At 66.5% G+C, this 15817-nt stretch carries 14 protein-coding genes and 1 pseudogene; 9 read left to right on the forward strand and 6 right to left on the reverse strand.

The annotated features are described in order from the left end of the window. The first annotated feature begins 160 nt into the window (after positions 1 to 160). From ADBZ9K_RS03440 to lhgD, 3 genes are read left to right on the forward strand one after another with little or no spacing between them, the layout of a single operon-like run. Positions 161 to 2350 (forward strand): adenylate/guanylate cyclase domain-containing protein, encoded by a 2190-nt coding sequence (locus ADBZ9K_RS03440; protein WP_526618517.1) that lies wholly within the window; start codon positions 161 to 163, stop codon positions 2348 to 2350. Then, the gene (locus ADBZ9K_RS03445) at positions 2350 to 3771 is read left to right on the forward strand and encodes a mechanosensitive ion channel domain-containing protein (RefSeq protein WP_526618519.1); all 1422 of its coding nucleotides are present in this window, start codon (positions 2350 to 2352) and stop codon (positions 3769 to 3771) included. Before ADBZ9K_RS03440 ends, ADBZ9K_RS03445 begins: the two co-directional genes overlap by 1 nt. After that, positions 3752 to 4951, forward strand: coding sequence for an L-2-hydroxyglutarate dehydrogenase (gene lhgD / locus ADBZ9K_RS03450; RefSeq protein WP_526618521.1), 1200 nt, complete (start codon positions 3752 to 3754; stop codon positions 4949 to 4951). Before ADBZ9K_RS03445 ends, lhgD begins: the two co-directional genes overlap by 20 nt. Positions 4952 to 4962: 11 nt before the next feature. On the opposite strand, the gene ADBZ9K_RS03455 is transcribed toward lhgD, so the two are convergent. Both ADBZ9K_RS03455 and ADBZ9K_RS03460 read right to left on the reverse strand, forming a co-directional pair. Next, a complete protein-coding gene (locus ADBZ9K_RS03455) occupies positions 4963 to 6273 on the reverse strand; it encodes a DUF1214 domain-containing protein (RefSeq protein ID WP_526618522.1) in 1311 nt (436 codons plus the stop codon). Further along, positions 6263 to 7417, reverse strand: coding sequence for a sulfotransferase (locus ADBZ9K_RS03460; RefSeq protein WP_526618523.1), 1155 nt, complete (start codon positions 7415 to 7417; stop codon positions 6263 to 6265). Before ADBZ9K_RS03460 ends, ADBZ9K_RS03455 begins: the two co-directional genes overlap by 11 nt. A gap of 59 nt (positions 7418 to 7476) precedes the next feature. Here ADBZ9K_RS03460 and ADBZ9K_RS03465 point away from each other — a divergent pair, with 59 nt between their 5' ends. After that, complete coding sequence (locus ADBZ9K_RS03465; RefSeq protein WP_526618524.1) at positions 7477 to 8505, forward strand: TIGR03617 family F420-dependent LLM class oxidoreductase; 1029 nt, start codon at positions 7477 to 7479, stop codon at positions 8503 to 8505. A gap of 6 nt (positions 8506 to 8511) precedes the next feature. On the opposite strand, the gene ADBZ9K_RS03470 is transcribed toward ADBZ9K_RS03465, so the two are convergent. After that, positions 8512 to 8982: a MarR family winged helix-turn-helix transcriptional regulator gene (locus ADBZ9K_RS03470; protein WP_526618525.1), complete on the reverse strand. Its 471-nt coding sequence runs from the start codon at positions 8980 to 8982 to the stop codon at positions 8512 to 8514. Positions 8983 to 9069: 87 nt separating this feature from the next. Next, a complete protein-coding gene (locus ADBZ9K_RS03475; RefSeq protein WP_526618526.1) occupies positions 9070 to 10539 on the reverse strand; it encodes an MFS transporter in 1470 nt (489 codons plus the stop codon). A 95-nt stretch (positions 10540 to 10634) separates the two neighbouring features. On the opposite strand from ADBZ9K_RS03475, the gene ADBZ9K_RS03480 reads away from it, so the two are divergent. After that, entirely contained in the window at positions 10635 to 11447 is an 813-nt protein-coding gene (locus ADBZ9K_RS03480) for an acyl-CoA thioesterase domain-containing protein (protein WP_526618527.1), read from the forward strand. Position 11448: 1 nt separating this feature from the next. Here the strand turns inward: ADBZ9K_RS03480 and ADBZ9K_RS03485 are convergent, their stop codons facing one another. Then, positions 11449 to 12600 (reverse strand): DmpA family aminopeptidase, encoded by a 1152-nt coding sequence (locus ADBZ9K_RS03485; protein WP_526618528.1) that lies wholly within the window; start codon positions 12598 to 12600, stop codon positions 11449 to 11451. 249 nt (positions 12601 to 12849) lie between these two features. On the opposite strand from ADBZ9K_RS03485, the pseudogene ADBZ9K_RS03490 reads away from it, so the two are divergent. From ADBZ9K_RS03490 to ADBZ9K_RS03500, 3 genes and pseudogenes are all read left to right on the forward strand, one after another. Then, a pseudogene (locus tag ADBZ9K_RS03490) lies at positions 12850 to 13500 on the forward strand (dienelactone hydrolase family protein); the annotation flags it as partial. A 321-nt stretch (positions 13501 to 13821) separates the two neighbouring features. Then, on the forward strand, positions 13822 to 14670 hold the full coding sequence (locus ADBZ9K_RS03495; RefSeq protein ID WP_526618529.1) for a sulfurtransferase: 849 nt from the start codon (positions 13822 to 13824) through the stop codon (positions 14668 to 14670). Between the two features lie 2 nt (positions 14671 to 14672). Continuing rightward, positions 14673 to 14909, forward strand: a complete 237-nt coding sequence (locus ADBZ9K_RS03500) for a hypothetical protein (protein WP_526618530.1) — start codon at positions 14673 to 14675, stop codon at positions 14907 to 14909. A 69-nt stretch (positions 14910 to 14978) separates the two neighbouring features. Here ADBZ9K_RS03500 and ADBZ9K_RS03505 read toward each other — a convergent pair whose 3' ends face one another. Next, a complete protein-coding gene (locus tag ADBZ9K_RS03505; protein WP_526618531.1) occupies positions 14979 to 15164 on the reverse strand; it encodes a long chain fatty acid-CoA synthetase Faa4p in 186 nt (61 codons plus the stop codon). Positions 15165 to 15380: 216 nt separating this feature from the next. On the opposite strand from ADBZ9K_RS03505, the gene ADBZ9K_RS03510 reads away from it, so the two are divergent. Continuing rightward, a complete protein-coding gene (locus ADBZ9K_RS03510; protein WP_526618533.1) occupies positions 15381 to 15782 on the forward strand; it encodes a DUF1801 domain-containing protein in 402 nt (133 codons plus the stop codon). Positions 15783 to 15817 lie beyond the last annotated feature (35 nt).

Genomic DNA, 15817 nt, shown 5'->3' on the forward strand with positions numbered 1-15817 from the left:
TCATCCGAACACGTGTCACCGCCCTGCTCAAGCAGGGGTCCCGCGGAACGGGCGGCAACCTCACCGGGTCTCAGCAGCCACGCCCGCCTCATTTGCCACATATTGCTGCTAATCTGCACCGGGGCCGGTTAGCTGCGGGTGTGACCGCGAAGGGGTGCCGATGACGCACGTGAGTGATCAGGTCGCGTCGGAACCAAAGCCCGCGGCGGTGAAGCCGCGGATGCTAGACCGGTTCCGACGCAATCGGTTGCTGGCGCGGGTGAGCATCCAGTCCAAGCTGATCGTGATGCTGGTGCTGTGCACCATCCTGGCCGCCGCGGTAGTCGGAGCCATCGCCTTCGAAGTCGGGCGAACCTCGCTGCGCACCGCGGTGTTCGCCCGGCTCACCGAGATCCGAGAAGCACAGTCCCGCGCACTCCAGGGAGAGTTCCAGGACTTGCGGAACTCGCTCGTCATCTATAGCCACGGGTCGAACACCGTAGACGCGCTGGCGGATTTCACCGCTGGCTTCAACCAACTGGCCGATGCGGCGATCAGCCCGCAGCAGTGGCAGGGCGTGACCGACTACTACAACAACTTCGTCGCGCAGACCAACAAGCAGGCCGGTAGTCAGTTGGATCCGGCAGCACTCCTGCCGACCTCGAACGCGCAGCGCTACCTGCAGGCGAACTACACCGCGCGCCTACCCAACGACGCTGCCGCGATCGCCATGGACGACGCCCACGACGGCAGCAAGTGGTCGGCGGCCAACGCGCACTACCAGGAGTTCTTCCGGGAGATCGTGACCCGGTTCGAGTTCCAGGACGCGCTGTTGCTCGACGCTTACGGCAACGTCGTCTACAGCGCCTACAAAGGCGTTGACCTCGGTACGAATATCGTCACCGGCCCGTTCGCCGGATCCAAGCTTCATCCTGCCTATCTGAAGGCGATGTCGGCGAATTCGGTCGACTACGTGGGCTTCACCGACTTCGAGTTCTACCAGCCGGCCCAGATGCAACCCACGGCCTGGATGCTCGCCCCGATCGTGACCAACGGCCGCACCCAGGGTGTGTTGGCATTGCAGTACCCGATCTCGAAGGTCAACCGGTTGATGACCTTCGACAAGAAGTGGTCCGAGGCCGGTTTGGGAGCCACCGGGGAGACCTTCCTGGTTGGACCCGATGGGCTGATGCGTTCGGACTCTCGCCTGTTCCTGGAAGATCCGCAGCGGTACAAGAGCGAGGTGATCGCGGCCGGCACACCCGGCGATATCCCGGAGATGGCGATCCGGTTGGGCGGCACCACGCTGGTGCAGCCGGTCTCGACGCAGGCCACCGCGAATGCCCAACGGGGCGAGAGCGGCACCACGATCAACAAGGACTACTTGGGCAACCCGGCCCTGATGTCCTATTCACCGCTCGCGCAGAATGACTCAGAGCTGCAGTGGATCATCATCGCCAAGGTTGACATCGCCGAGGCGTTTGCACGCGAATCCTCGTTCACCCGCACGATGGTGCTGACCACCGTCGGGATGATCTTCACCGTCTGTGTGCTGGCCGTCTACCTCGCGCAGGTTTTCGTGCGCCCAATCCGGCGACTCGAGGAGGGTGCGCAGCGTATCGCCGCCGGTGATTACCACGTCGCCATTCCGGTCGAGACCCGGGATCAGATCGGAGATCTGACAGAGGCGTTCAACGAGATGAGCCGTAGCCTGACGGTCAAGGACGACCTGCTCAAACAGCAGCGGCAAGAAAATGATGAACTGCTCAAGTCGCTGATGCCCGAACCTGTGGTCGAGCGTTTCCGCCAGGGTGAGGAGACGATCGCCACCGAACACCACAATGTCACGGTCATCTACGCCGACCTTCTCGGCGTCGACCGGCTGCAGTCTCAGCTGAGCCCCAATGACTACCTGGCCTTGAGCAACGAATTGATGCGCCAGATCGACGCCGCTGCGACGCATCTGGGTATCGAGCGAGTGAACACGGTGCGCAACGGGTACCTGGCCAGCTGCGGGCTCAATGTGCCTCGGCTGGACAACGCCCGCCGGACGGTGGAATTCGCCCTCGACTGTGACCGCATCATCGAGCGGTTCAACAACGAGGCGGGCACGGCGCTGGGCCTGCGCGCCGGCATCGACTCGGGGGATGTCGGCAGTGGGCTGGTCGGCAGTCCCTCGGTGGTCTACGACATGTGGGGCGACGCGGTGAATCTGGCCCATCAGGTCAAAGACGGCTCCCCGAGTGCAGGAATCTACGTCACCGCCCGGGTCTACGAGGCGCTGCGCGATACCCTGGCGTTCACCGAAGCCGGAACGGTCACGGTGAACGGTAATTCCCAGCAGGTCTGGCGAGTGTCGGAGGACGACTGATGGCCGACGTCTTCACTTCGGCCTGGTTCTACTGGGCCGTCGGCATCGCCATCGGACTGCCGTTGGGGCTGGTGTTGCTCACCGAGTGGCAGCATGCGCTGCGGCGGCGAAACAGCTTCCTGGCCAAGCCGGTCACCTTGCTGCGCAACTACCTGCTGCCGTTGGGTGCACTGCTGCTGTTGATGATCGAAGCCAGCCAGATCCCCTCGAGTGCCACGTCGGTGCGCATGGTCGGCACCCTGCTTGCTTTCGTCGTACTGGTGCTGATGTTGTCCGGGATCAACGCCGCGGTGTTCCAGAGCGCCCCAGATGGCAGCTGGCGCAAACGCATCCCGGGCATCTTCCTCGACGTGGCTCGGTTTCTGCTGATCGCGATCGGCGTGGCGATGATCTTCGCCTACATCTGGGGTGCCAACGTCAAGGGCCTGTTCACCGCGCTCGGCGTCACCTCGATCGTCGTCGGCCTGACACTGCAGAACTCCGTCGGACAGATCATCTCCGGATTGCTCATGCTCTTCGAGCAGCCCTTCAAGATCGGCGACTGGCTCGACACGCCCGCCGCCAAAGGCCGCGTCGTCGAAGTCAACTGGCGTGCAGTTCATCTCGAGACGGGCACCGGGCTGCAGATCACCCCGAACTCGGTGCTGGCGGGCGCATCGTTCAGCAACCTGAGCCGACCGCCAGAACGGCACACCATTTCGGTGACGAGTGTCTTCTCGATCGACGACGCCCCGGATGAGGTGTGCGCGATGTTGGTGCGGGTGGCCTCGGAGCTGCCGCAATGCCACCCCGACCGCACCCCCTCAGCGGTTCCGTTGGGGGCCAAGGAGTATCAGACCAAGATTCCGCTGCGCACGCCGGCCGACGACGGTAAGGCGAAAGCGACATTCCTTCGCTGGGTCTGGTATTCGTCTCGCCGGGCCGATCTGCACCTGGATGAGGCCGACGACGGCTTCTCGACCCCGGAGCGGATCGCCGCGGCGATCCGCTCCACGGTGGCACCCATCCTTCGCCTCAACCGTGAGGAGCAGCAGGAACTAGCCAAGCACGCCCGATTCGAGCGCTTCGGCGCCGGCGAGCTCGTCCAACGTTCGGGCGAGGTGCCTACCGGCATGAACTTCATCGTCGCCGGTCAGGTCCAGCTGACCGCCACCGCCGAGGACGGTTCGGAGGTGATCGTCAGCACCCTCGAAGCGGGCTCGTTCATCGGTCAGAGCACCCTGACCAGACAACCGGTGATCGGCTCGACCTACGCGGTCGACGAGGTCACCATGGTCTCGGTCGGGCGTGAGCACATCGAGGAGATTGTGGAGGAAAACCCGCTGCTGCTGCAGGAGTTCGGTCGGGCCATTGAGCAACGGCGGACCCACATGCTGCGAGCGGTGGCCACCAGCGAGGGCGATGACAACGCCGACATATGACCTGGCCGTCGTCGGGGCGGGCATCGTCGGCTTGGCCGTGGCGCGGGAATGGATGCGGCGCCGCCCCGCCGACTCGGTCCTGATTCTCGAGCGCGAGACCCAACCGGCCCAGCACCAGACCGGACACAACTCCGGGGTGATCCACGGCGGCATCTACTACCAGCCGGGCTCGCTCAAGGCCCGGCTCTGCGTCGAGGGCGCCCGGTTGATGTATGAGTACTGCGAGCACAATGCCATTGCGCACGAACGGTGCGGCAAGCTGATCGTCGCGGTGTCACCTGACGAGCTGGGCCGTCTGGATGATCTGCACGAGCGCGGGATCGCCAATGCCGTGCCGGGGCTGCGCCGGATCAGCGCCGGGGAAATCAGCGAGGTCGAACCCAACGCCGTTGGTGTGCAAGCTCTTCACGCCCCTAACACCGGCATCGTCGACTACGCGGCGGTAGCGCGGGCGCTGGTCGGCGAACTGACCGCGGCCGGGGTCACCGTCCGGTTCGGTACGGCGGTCAACGCGATCGAAGCGGCAGCGCCCCCGAGACTGCAGACTGCCGACGGGCCGGTGCGGGCGCGGCGGGTCATCGCGTGCGCGGGACTGTGGTCCGACCGGCTGGCCCGGGGTTCGGGCGCGCCGCGCGATCCGCAGATCGTGCCGTTTCGCGGGGCCTACCTCGGCCTCAAGCGCGCCGACCATTCCCGGCTCAATGGGATGGTCTACCCGGTGCCCAATCCGGAGCTTCCGTTCCTCGGCGTGCACATCACCAAACACATCACCGGCGATATCACCCTCGGGCCGACCGCCATGATGGTCGCCGCCCGGGACGGCTATTCGCTGCGCCGGTGGAGCTGGAACGACTCCTGGGACACGCTGACCTGGCCGGGGACCTGGCGGGTGGGCCGCCGGTACTGGCGGGTCGGGCTCGACGAGATCCGGATGGCCGCCAGCCGGCGCGCCTTCGTCACTGCCGCGGCGCGCTACCTGCCGGGCCTGTCGCTCGATGACTTGGATGGCAGTTCCCATGCCGGTGTGCGGGCGCAGGCGGTCGGCCGCGACGGTGCACTGGTCGACGACTTCGTGATCTCCCGTGACGGCGATGTGTCGCACGTGCGCAACGCGCCGTCACCGGCTGCGACGTCGGCGTTCGCCCTGGCCCGCGAGTTGGTCGACCGGGTCACCGCCTGAGTGCCGCCGGTTCAGTACTGCCGGTAGCGACGCTGGACGTGGGCCTGCCGGATCGCGATCGTGCTGGTGCGTTCCGCCGCGTCGACCCGGCGGGTGGTCGCGGGCAGGTGCTGGCGCAGACCCTCGAAAGTCACTGTTCTGACGGCAACCTCGGGCAGGCTTTCCGGCGCCTGCGCATAGGTCCACCGGAGGCTCAGAAAGCCCGTGCGTTGGCCGGTGGTGTCCAGCCAATTCGGCACCCCGGGGTCGGAGTGGGCCACGACGTAGCGGATGACGCCGTCCTCATCGGCCTCAGCCTGGAACCCGTTGAGGCTGGTCTGGTGATTGGCGTAATCGAGCGACTCTCCCCAGAGGTTGCTCAGGTGGAAGCCGCTGTAGGCCGGTTCGACGGCAATGCTGATCTCGATCAGGAGGGCCTCGTCGGCGTCGAGGTCGAACACGCCGCCCGCGTAGACGTTGGTGCTCTGGCCGCCACCGGTGGCTACGTTTGCGCGGGCCGGTGCGTTGAGGCCATTGCGCGGCATGAACGACACCCCGTCGCCGTTCCGGTCGCCGTGCGCCTCCAGGACCAGGTCGTAGAACTCGTTCCAGAATTTCATCTGGTTCTCGACGATCTGGCCGGCGCGGCGCATACGGTCGGCCGCCGACGCCGGGTCGATCGGGGGCGGATGGGCGCCTTCGCCTCCGACCTGTTCGATGTGCAGCTCGGGGGAGACCTCGTTCTCCCAATCGTGGAAGAGCACGCGGGCGATGAGGTATTGCGCTGTGCCGGAACCATTCTCGCTGAGTTGCCGCGAACACAGGAAGTTGCCGCTGTATCCGGCGGGCGGTTGCGGGCCGACCAGGATCTCAAAGCGGCCGTCGTCGTCGACGCGCAAGTCGGTGCTGTCCAGTGATCCGGTGATCATCCGGTGGGCCGGACTCAGCTCCATCAGACTTCCGGAGTCACCGGCGTAGGCCGAGTGCGCCTCGAAGATGAGGTACTGCGGCCGGGGCGAGACCAGCGTCCCCGAAATCCGATAGGCCCGCTCGCCGTCGATCGCGGCCGACAGGTACAACGCGTCGGCATTGTCGATGGTGGCCTTGTCCACCGGCTGGATCGCCCGCCGGAAGTAGGGGAATGCCGGATCCTCGCCGAATGCCCGCTCGATGGCCCCGAATGTGAAGCCGAGGAGGTAGCGGTAGCCCTCGGCCAGCACCCGGTCACTGCCGGGCGGGGCATGCAGCTCAGGGGAGTCGATGGCGTCCCGCGCCCGGCTCAGGCCGGCGATCAGCTCGTCCCAGGCCGCCCGTAGTTCGGCGGCGGCACGCTCAGTTGACACCGACGTGTTCTCCTTCGTTGTCCCAACCGAATTGGTCGAACAGGTCCGCCAGCTGGGTATGGATGGCCTGCGGATCGAGGCCGAATTCAGCGAGGCTGTATTGGTGGGTGGTTTCGTGGCCCTGACCGTGCGAGGCCTCGATCGCCGCGATCAGTGCCGGGGGCAGTCGCAGCCCGAGATCGTCGTAGACACGGCGCATCGTGGCCGCCGGCTCGCTGATCAGATCTCGGTAGTCCACCACGCAGGACCGAATCTCCGGATGTCTGGCCACCACCTCGAGCGGATGGCGGTAGGTGTCGAACGACTGGTCGGCCAGGATGCGGATCGACTCGCTGATCAGCTCCTGGTCACGCCCCCTGAGATTCCAGGTGGTCTGCATCATCTTGAGCAGGCTGGGGATCGTCTCGTACGGATTGCGCATCAGCACAATGAATTTCGCATCGGGGAAGGCCTCGATGAGCGACTCCACCCGACCACAGAACGTCGGGTTCTTGCTCAGGTGGGTGCCGCCGCCGTTGAGGGCGAGCTGGCGTCGTACGCATTCCTTGTAGAACGACATCAACCGCCGGCGCTTGCGTTCTGTCCAGCGGTCGACGTGGTAGAAGTCCAGCTGCCCCATATAGGGAAACATCACGATCCAGGCGCCTGACGCCAGCGACCAGGTGAGCAGGAAGTCGTCCTCCTCGGCGGCGAAGAATCCGGTGCGGTGCATGTCGTTGGTGTCGTCGAAGGCGCGCCGCTCGGCGGCTTCGATCCGGTGGCGCAGGCGTTTTCCCAGCATGGTTGCGTCGAGGCGAAACAGCGCCCGCAGCAGTCGTTTCTCCAGCAACGACGGAAACAGCATCTCGTACATCAGGACCACGCTGAATTGGTCATCGTAGGCCATCAGTCGGTGCAGATACGTGGTTCCGCTTCGGGCATGACCCACCGAGAACACCGGCGCACGTACCTGGGTACGGCGCAATGAGGGGAACAGGACGGGATCGAGAGCGAAGCACACCGCGTGGATGACGACCATCGCCGGAACGCCGACGAGGAATGCGGCGAGCAGCTTTCGGCGTCGCGTGCGGTTCGGCTCGGTTCGCAGCAGCCGGAGCATGGTGACGTAGTTGCCCCAGTCGAAGTAGAAGCGCGCGCCGCCCATGACCGAAAGCTACGGAAGGACGATTGACAATGTCAAGTAACTGGTAGGGTGTGACGCCGATGAAGGTGTATGCCGCTTTGGACCCGCAGTTGCCGCTGAGTGGGGTTGGTGGTTACGCCCGGCGAGTCGAGCGGCTGGGGTTCGACGGCCTGCACGTCGCCGAGACCATCCACGACTCGCTCGCGGTGGCGCTCCTCGCGCTCGAGCACAGCACGCGGATGACGGTCCGCACCGCGGTCACGCTGGCGTTCGTGCGGAGCCCGACGCTGGTGGCCTACGCGGCCTGGGACCTGTCGACCATGTCCGAAGGACGATTCGAGCTGGGCTTGGGCAGCCAGATCAAGCAGAACATCCAGGGCCGTTACGGGATGCCGTGGAGCGATCCGCGCGCACGGATGAAGGACTATCTGGGCGCGCTGCATGCTCTGTTCACGGTGTTCAGGACGGGTGAGCCTCTGGACTATCGAGGCCCGACGTACCGCCTGACCCGCATGCAGCCCTACTTCAATCCCGGGCCCAGTGCGGTGCCGGTTCCGCCCATCTGGTTGGGCGCGGTCAACCCCGGGATGTGCGAGCTGGCCGGCGAGCTGGCTCGCGGCGTGGTAACTCATTCCACGAACTCCGACCCGGCCTTCCTGACCGGTGTGGTGCGGCCCGCGCTCCAGCGGGGGGCCGCTGCGGTCCAACGTGCCGACCGGCCGTCGATCATCGCCTCGGCAGCGATCGCGACCGGCGCCGACGACGGCGCGGTCGACCGCGAGCGGGAACGCCAACGCGGCATGCTGGCCTTCCTGTACTCGACGCCGTCGTACGCGCCCGCGCTCGAGCGGCGCGGACTGCTCGACCTGCCCGACCGGTTACGGGCGTTGGTCAAGGCGCGGCGATTCAGTGACCTCCCGATGGTGCTCGATGATGACGTGCTCGACCAGTTGCTCATCAGCGGTCGCTACGACCAGCTGCCGGGCCTGCTTCGCCAGCGCTTCGGGCAGGTCGCTGACGGCATCGTCTTACCCGCGATCGTGGGCCCCGAAGATCCCGACGATGATGAACGGCTCGCTGCGTGCGTCGAGGAACTGCGCGCTGGGTAGCGAGGCTCAGCTCTCGTCGATCGGGGTGCCGACCGAGTCTTCCAGGAACCGACGCAGCATGCCATCGAACTCGGCCAGTTCGGCGGCCCGCCAGCCAGACAGCGCACGCTGCAGATGCCGACGCCGGACATCTTGCAGGGACCCGGCCACCTGGCGCCCCTTCTCGGTGACGGCCACCAAGGAGACCCGTGCATCAACGGGATCCGGTTCGCGTGTCACCAGTTTCGCATCGACCAGGGAGCTCACCTGTCGTGTCGCCATGCCGACATCCATATGGGCGGCACGCGCCAGCGCACCCATCGCCAGCGGGCCGACGTCGATGAGCAAGCGCAACAACACGTAAGACGGTTGGGTCAGGACAACCCCGGCCGCGGCGGCCTGACGGGCGAACATCGACCGACTGCCACTCAACCGCATCACCTGGGCCAGGGTCCGGCTGATCGAGTCCAGTGAGTCCTTCTTCGGCGAGATGGCCACAATACGTCCGTTCCTATCAGGGTCAGCACCGTTGATACCAGCCCGGCACCGCCGCGGCATACCCGGTGCAGCTGGGCTGAAAGCGGATCAGCCCCACTCGTGGTTCATGGCGCGGGATTCGGCGACGTCGTCAAGTGATGCCATCGGCCGCAGTCGCGCCCGGGTGGCGGCGATGAGGACCATCGCACCGGCAGCGGTGATCGCGCCGAGCGCGAAGATGATGGTGAAGCTGCTCTCCGGGGTGTAGCCATGCTGTGAACGGCCCAGCAGCACGCCGACGATCGCCGCCGCCATCGCACTGCCGACCGTTCGCGCGATTGCGTTCATGCTCGTGGCGACACCCGTCTCGCCGGCCTCGACCTCACGCACGACGAGCGCGGGCAGGGCCCCGTACGCCAGGCTGATGTAGGCGTTGGCCAGGACGCCTGCCGCGATCACCTGCCACGGCTCGTCGTGCAGAACGGCCAGCAAGATGAATCCGGTCACCCCCGCGGCCGCACCGACCACCAAGACGGTGCGGGCGCCGAAGCGGTCGATGTAGCGACCACTGGCCACCGCCGTCATAAAGCCGGCGATCGCGCCCGGCAGCAGGAACACCACACTGGCCCTCAACACCGTCGCACCGAAGCCGTAGCCGGTGCTGACCGGCGCTTGAACGAAGTCGGTCAGACCGAGGAACGCGAAATACAGCCCCATCCCGACCAGGACGGTGGCGATGTTGGTCAACAGGATCGGGCGGCGGGACAGCATCGCCGTCGACACCAGGGGCTGCGCACAGCGGCGTTCCCACCACCACCAGCACCCGAGCACCACCGCACCCGCGGCGCCGCAGCCCACGGTGCGGGCTGACCCCCAGCCCCAGCTGTTGCCCTGGGTGATCGCCAGCAGAACCGCGGACAGGCCGATCGCCAGGCCTACCGCGCCGGCCCAGTCGACGGACCCGTGCGAGCTGCGTGGGCGACCGGGTATGACGAGGGCCGCGATGACCAGCACCAGGACAGAGAACGTCGTGGTCAACCAGAACACCCGGTGGTAGCCGGCGTCGCCGCGCATCAGCAGACCGGTCACCACCAGGCCCATTCCGCCGCCGAAGCCGAGAGTGCCCGACAGCACGGCCATGGCGGGCATCAGCCGGTCCGGCGAGAGTTCCTCACGCAGGATCGACACCCCGATCGGGTAGAGCGCGAACGACGCTCCTTGCAGTACGCGCGCGCCGATGAGCAGGGGCAGCGACGAGGTCAGGGCCGCCAGCAGCGAGCCGGCGAGCACGACCGCCAATACGACCAGCAGGACCCGCTTCTTGCTGTACAGGTCGGCCAGCCGGCCGATCAGCGGCGTGGTGGCCGCCGCGGCGAGCAGATTGGCGGTAACCGCCCAGCTCACGTCGAGCGGGGAGGCGTGCAGCTGCGTGGCGATCACGCCCAGTACCGGCACGACGCCGGTCTGCAGGACCGCGACCGTGAGCGCGACGATGCTCAGCGTCGCCACGAGCAACCCGGGCCGGCCGTACACCGGGGCGGGTCCCGTCGGGGGGACGGTGGCCTCGCGATCCGACAACTGGCCTCCTGATGTCATTCCCGACCCGACCGCATGATTATGTCGTCTAAGAATCCGGCTGCCGACTCGGGTTGGCCCTGTGCGAGGATGCGCGGATGGCCATGCGACCGGCGCATTTCATTCTCGACTCTGACGATGCCTTCCATCCGACGGAGAACGCCCGAAGCCGCTGGGGCGACGACATGCTCAACGGCCCGGCGGTGGTCAGTCTGGCCGCGTGGCACCTCGAGCAGCGGTTCGGTGTGGACGGCTTCCTGCCCGCACGGCTCACGGTCGACCTGTTCAAAGCGGCACGCCGACTACCGACGACGGTCCGCTCGAGGCTCGTCCGGGACGGCCACCGGGTACGCAACGCCGAATGCGACGTTGTCCAGGGCGAGGTCACCGTCGCTCGCGCCACGCTGGTGCAGTACCGCCAGTCGGCGCCGCCGCCGGGACAGGAGTGGGTCGTCGATGCCGTGTTCGACGCTCCGCCAACGGTCCAACCGCACGTCTTCTTCATCGGCAGCGATGCCGAAGGATGGAATCCGAACGGGGCGGTGCATCAGAACACGTCGCGCAAGCGCGTTTACCACAGCCCCATCGACGTGGTGGCCGGACACGGCATCACGCCGTTTGTGCGAACGGTCGTCGTCGCCGAGGCCACCAGTCTGGTCAGCCACCTCGGAACCAAGGGCATCGGATACATCAACGGTGATCTAACCGTCGCGCTGTCGCGGTTGCCGCAGTCGGAATACATTGGTGTGCAGGCTGATTCGCACTGGGTTTGCGATGGCATCTCGGTTGGCGCCGGTACCCTTTTCGACGACGCCGGCCCGTTCGGCACCGGTTTGGTCACCGCGATCGCCAATCCGGCGGCGCAGATCGACTTCGGCGGCGCCGATGCGGTTCCCAGGCTGAGCATCTGACTCAGAGCAGCTCGCGCACCTGGTCGTGCGGCAGTGCGGGGGAGCGGTGCCCGTCGCGGCCGGTCATGTCGGTGTTGACCACCAGGGCGTTGAGCACGGCTTCCTCGACGCTGTGCACCACGGCAGTGTAGAAGTCGTCCATCCGCCCCCAGGGCAGGAAGCTCAACCGCCCGAACTCGTCGTCGGCCACCTCGCCGATCGGGAATCGGCTGGCGAGGTCGGGTGCCTCGGCGGTGGAGAAGGCCAGGAAGATGTCGCCGGAAAAGTGACTGCCGGTGGTGCCGGTGCGAGCCAGGCCCAGCGGGACGCGCCGGGCGAGGGCCTTGCACTGGCCGGGCAGCAGTGGCGCGTCGGTGGCGATGATCGCGATCACCGAACCCGCGCCGGGCGGTGGACGGTTGAGGTCGTGCTCGAACCAGTCGCCGGCCAGCTGATTCTCGGCGGCCAGCCGCGGGCCGACATGCCGTCCGGCGATGGTGAGTTCGTGGCGGGCCCCGAAATTGGCTTGGACGAACGCCCCGACGGTGAAGCGGTGCCGGCCGTAGGACACCACCCGCGACGCAGTCCCGTTGCCGCCCTTGAACTCATAGCAGTTCATGCCCGTTCCGCCGCCGACCGAGCCTTCGGGCACCGGCCCGCCGACGGCACTGTCAAGCGCGGATTCGGCATGTTCGGGGCGGACATGGCCGCCGTTGATGTCGTTGAGGTAGCCGTCCCATGTCTCGGCGCAGACCGGCAGGAGCCACTGACGCGCCAAAACCGGGTTTACCCGGTTCACCCAGGAGATGGCCCCCGTGTGACAGGCACCGACTGCGTGGGTGTTCGACAGCAGGACAGGAAGATTGAAGGCGCCGGATTCCTCGATCCAGGTTGTCCCGGTCATCTCGCCGTTGCCGTTGAGGGAGAACCAGCCTGCCGCGCACGGCTGCCCGACTCCGGCGCGGCCTCGGGGCAGGATCGCGGTGACCCCGGTGCGGACCGGACCGTGGCCGACCACCAGCGGCCCGTCCCCGGCCACCAGGGTGGTCACCCCGACCTCGACGCCGGGCACGTCGGTGATCGCGTTGAGCGGGCCGGTTTCGCCGGGCAGGGTGATGCCCAGGCCGCGGACACGCGGCCGCCCGTCTTGGGTAAAGGCCGCTGCGTTGGTCACCTCGCTGACCCTACCGACGCCGGCCAGGCTCAGCACCTCGTCGCAGCTGGCGTATCGATATACCTTGATGCCCTTGGCTTTCTGTCACCACGGGCTGAGGTGGATCCGCCGATGTCGTTGGCCGTGGCGGCCCGCCGTTCTAGGGCCGTTAGGCCCTGCCCATCACGGGCGATGGACTCCAGAGCGGTGCCGTGGGCCCGACGTAGCCTTCGACCGAAGGGAAGGGGTGGCATGCCCGGACAGCAGCTCTTGCGTGACGACCAAGTCCTTGTTCCCGTCGATGACGTCGTGGTGGCGGGCCATCTGAGGGTTCCACCACAGCCGCGCGGCATCGTGGTATTCGCCCACGGCAGCGGCAGCAGCAGACATAGCCCGCGCAACCGGTTCGTGGCCGACGTGCTGGTGTCGGCGGGACTCGCGACGCTGCTGTTCGACCTCCTCACGCCGGCCGAGGAACGCGACCGGGCCAACGTGTTCGACATCGAACTGCTGGCCAGGCGCCTGATCGGTGTGACGGTGTGGTTGCGAAGCCAAGACGGCACCGCCGGATTGCCGGTCTGCTACTTCGGCGCAAGTACCGGTGGCGGCGCTGCGCTGTGGGCGGCCGCTGATCCACAGATCGACATCGCTGCGGTGGTTTCCCGCGGCGGCCGGCCAGATTTGGCGGGAAGCCGACTGACCCGGGTCAACGCGCCGACCCTGCTCATCGTCGGGGGCCGTGACGAGATGGTGCTGGAACTCAATCGACAGGCGGCTGCGCAAATCCCCGCGAAGTGTCAGCTCGCTGTCGTTGCCGGCGCCACGCATGTATTCGAAGAGCCGGGCGCGCTCGAGCAGGTGGCGGCACTGGCCCGCGAGTGGTTTCTCGACAATCTGACGCCGATTCCGGTCGACGTTTGAGAGCCGGCATCTGAGAAAAGAAAGATCACGGCCGCCGGGGAAGGGGTTCCACGCCTTCCCCAGCGTTGCCTGCCGACCGCATCACACCCCCCAGTCGTGCTGCGATCCCTCAGGCAATCCCGGGTTCCCCCTGACCGGGATCCGTGATTCGACTTGACGTCTAGTTGCAAAGTTAATCTGCTGGCGTGAAGCGCCGCACGCGTAGTGCACTACTCGATTCCAGCATTTTCTCAGGTTGACTACCTGTTTCTCTGCTCTCTCGATGCCGGGGGCAGAATCGGTGAAGTCCAGGTAAGCGACAAACGAGACGAAGGAGATCCGATGGCGCGGCGCGCTGACGTGTTGATCACCGCCGAGGAGCTGATCACCAGTATGGCGACCGCCGAGCCGCCGACGATCCTCGACGTGCGCTGGCAACTGTCTGAGCCTGACGGCCACAGCGCCTACCTGCAGGGCCACCTTCCCGGCGCGGTGTATGTGTCGCTGGAGGACGAGCTGACCGACCACGCTGTTACCGGTCGTGGGCGCCATCCACTGCCGTCGGGACAGGCCGTTGAGGCCGCGGCCCGGCGCTGGGGGGTTCGCCGCGATCACCCGGTCGTGGTGTACGACGACTGGAATCGGGCCGGCTCCGCGCGGGCGTGGTGGGTGCTGACCGCCGCCGGTTTGACCGGCGTCCGCATCCTCGACGGCGGTCTGTCAGCCTGGAAGGCTGTCGATGGCAGCCTCGAGACCGGCCCGGTTGACCCGCAGCCTGGGGACGTGACGGTCACTCACGAGGACCTCTACGCCGGTGCATTACCGACGCTAACTGCCGATGAAGTGGCCGCGGGACCGCTGCTGGATGCCCGCGCGCCGGAACGTTTCCGCGGTGAGGTGGAGCCGGTTGATCCAGTGGCCGGTCACATTCCCGGGGCGCGGAACCTGCCGAGTACCGCCCTGCTCGGCGGCGATGAGACCTTCGTGGCGGACGGCGAGTTAGAGGCGCTCTTGACCGACCGTGGCGTCGGGGCCGATGGCCCGGTCGGGGTCTACTGCGGATCCGGTATCACCGCGGCGGTGGCAGTCGCGGCGCTGACGGCGTCGGGTCGAGACGCGGCGCTGTTCCCCGGGTCGTGGTCCCAGTGGAGTTCCGAGGACAATCGGCCGGTTGCTCGCGGCCCGCAGTGACGATGCAGTCATTCTGGGTGTACCTGCGCGTTCAGGCGATGTGCTTCGTCTTCGGCATCGTCGGGCCGATCTTCCTGATCGTGTACTTCGCCGCGCAGCCCGACCCGACTTTGAAGTGGATGTACTACGCGGGACTGGTGATCACCGCCGTCGACGTGCTGGTCGCGTTGCGGATCAGCGAGCAGGCCGTGCGCTCGCGCGAGCCGATTCGGGACCCGAATAAAGGTCAGTCGGCGTAGCGGTCTGGCGCGACCGGCGTCGCGGCGCCGGTCTTGTGCGAGTTGCGCTGCGGTATGTCGGGCTTGAACTCAGTCGCGGGCCCACACCGAGATGTATCCCAGGGGAATACCGGTGCGGGCGGCGATGCACTCACGCGCGGCGAGTTCGACCTCGGCGCGGCTGTTGGCCTCTGTCGCATCATTGATCTCGGGAATCCGGATGAGCCACCGGCTGCCCTCGAGGTTGATGTCGATCTCGAAGCACTGGCCGGCCATGGGACGCAGCACACGATGCGAACGAAGACCCCGTTGCGGACGGGTAGCGAAGCCGCGGGTTCTGTAATGGGTACGCATCTTCTGCTTTCCGGAACGATTCTGGGCCGCCGGAAAAGATACCGCTCCGCAGGCCAGAATTCAAAATCGTGGTCGGCCGACGCCTGTTTTCGGCTCAATGTCCGTTTTCTGACTCGCGCGGAGTGGTAATCCCGTGGCATGGAGGGAAACGATGGCGCCTCTGCCGCGGAGTTGATCGATGCCAGAATTGACGAGCTCGACGATTGGCGGGGAGAGATGCTCGCCCGGATCAGAGACATGATCCTGCGGGCAGACGCCGAGGTTGTCGAAGAGTGGAAGTGGCGGGGTGTGCCGGTCTGGTCGCACGCCGGCATTATCTGCACCGGTGAGACATACAAGAATGTGGTCAAGTTGACCTTCGCCAAGGGAGCGTCACTGGACGATCCGTCTGGTCTGTTCAATGTCAGTCTTGACGGAAACACCCGCCGCGCCATCGACTTTCACGAAGGTGACTTTGTCGACGAGGAGGCGCTGACCGCGCTCATCCACGCGGCCGTCCAGCTGAACGTGTCGTCGGCGGCGGGCAAGCAAAAGCGGTAGGGCCGGCTGCTTGAACTGGATGCCGCTCCCGCACG

This window comes from Mycobacterium sp., assembly GCF_965229265.1.
GTDB lineage: Bacteria > Actinomycetota > Actinomycetes > Mycobacteriales > Mycobacteriaceae > Mycobacterium.

Excerpts from the sequence above, each read along its gene's own strand:
- ADBZ9K_RS03505 (WP_526618531.1), bottom strand. The coding sequence starts at position 15,164 with ATGGCCGGCCAGTGCTTCGAGATCGACATCAACCTCGAGGGCAGCCGG.
- ADBZ9K_RS03480 (WP_526618527.1), top strand. The coding sequence starts at position 10,635 with ATGGCCATGCGACCGGCGCATTTCATTCTCGACTCTGACGATGCCTTC.
- ADBZ9K_RS03460 (WP_526618523.1), bottom strand. The coding sequence starts at position 7,417 with ATGGGCGGCGCGCGCTTCTACTTCGACTGGGGCAACTACGTCACCATG.
- ADBZ9K_RS03495 (WP_526618529.1), top strand. The coding sequence starts at position 13,822 with ATGGCGCGGCGCGCTGACGTGTTGATCACCGCCGAGGAGCTGATCACC.
- ADBZ9K_RS03465 (WP_526618524.1), top strand. The coding sequence starts at position 7,477 with ATGAAGGTGTATGCCGCTTTGGACCCGCAGTTGCCGCTGAGTGGGGTT.
- ADBZ9K_RS03445 (WP_526618519.1), top strand. The coding sequence starts at position 2,350 with ATGGCCGACGTCTTCACTTCGGCCTGGTTCTACTGGGCCGTCGGCATC.
- ADBZ9K_RS03440 (WP_526618517.1), top strand. The coding sequence starts at position 161 with ATGACGCACGTGAGTGATCAGGTCGCGTCGGAACCAAAGCCCGCGGCG.
- lhgD (WP_526618521.1), top strand. The coding sequence starts at position 3,752 with ATGACAACGCCGACATATGACCTGGCCGTCGTCGGGGCGGGCATCGTC.
- ADBZ9K_RS03500 (WP_526618530.1), top strand. The coding sequence starts at position 14,673 with ATGCAGTCATTCTGGGTGTACCTGCGCGTTCAGGCGATGTGCTTCGTC.
- ADBZ9K_RS03510 (WP_526618533.1), top strand. The coding sequence starts at position 15,381 with ATGGAGGGAAACGATGGCGCCTCTGCCGCGGAGTTGATCGATGCCAGA.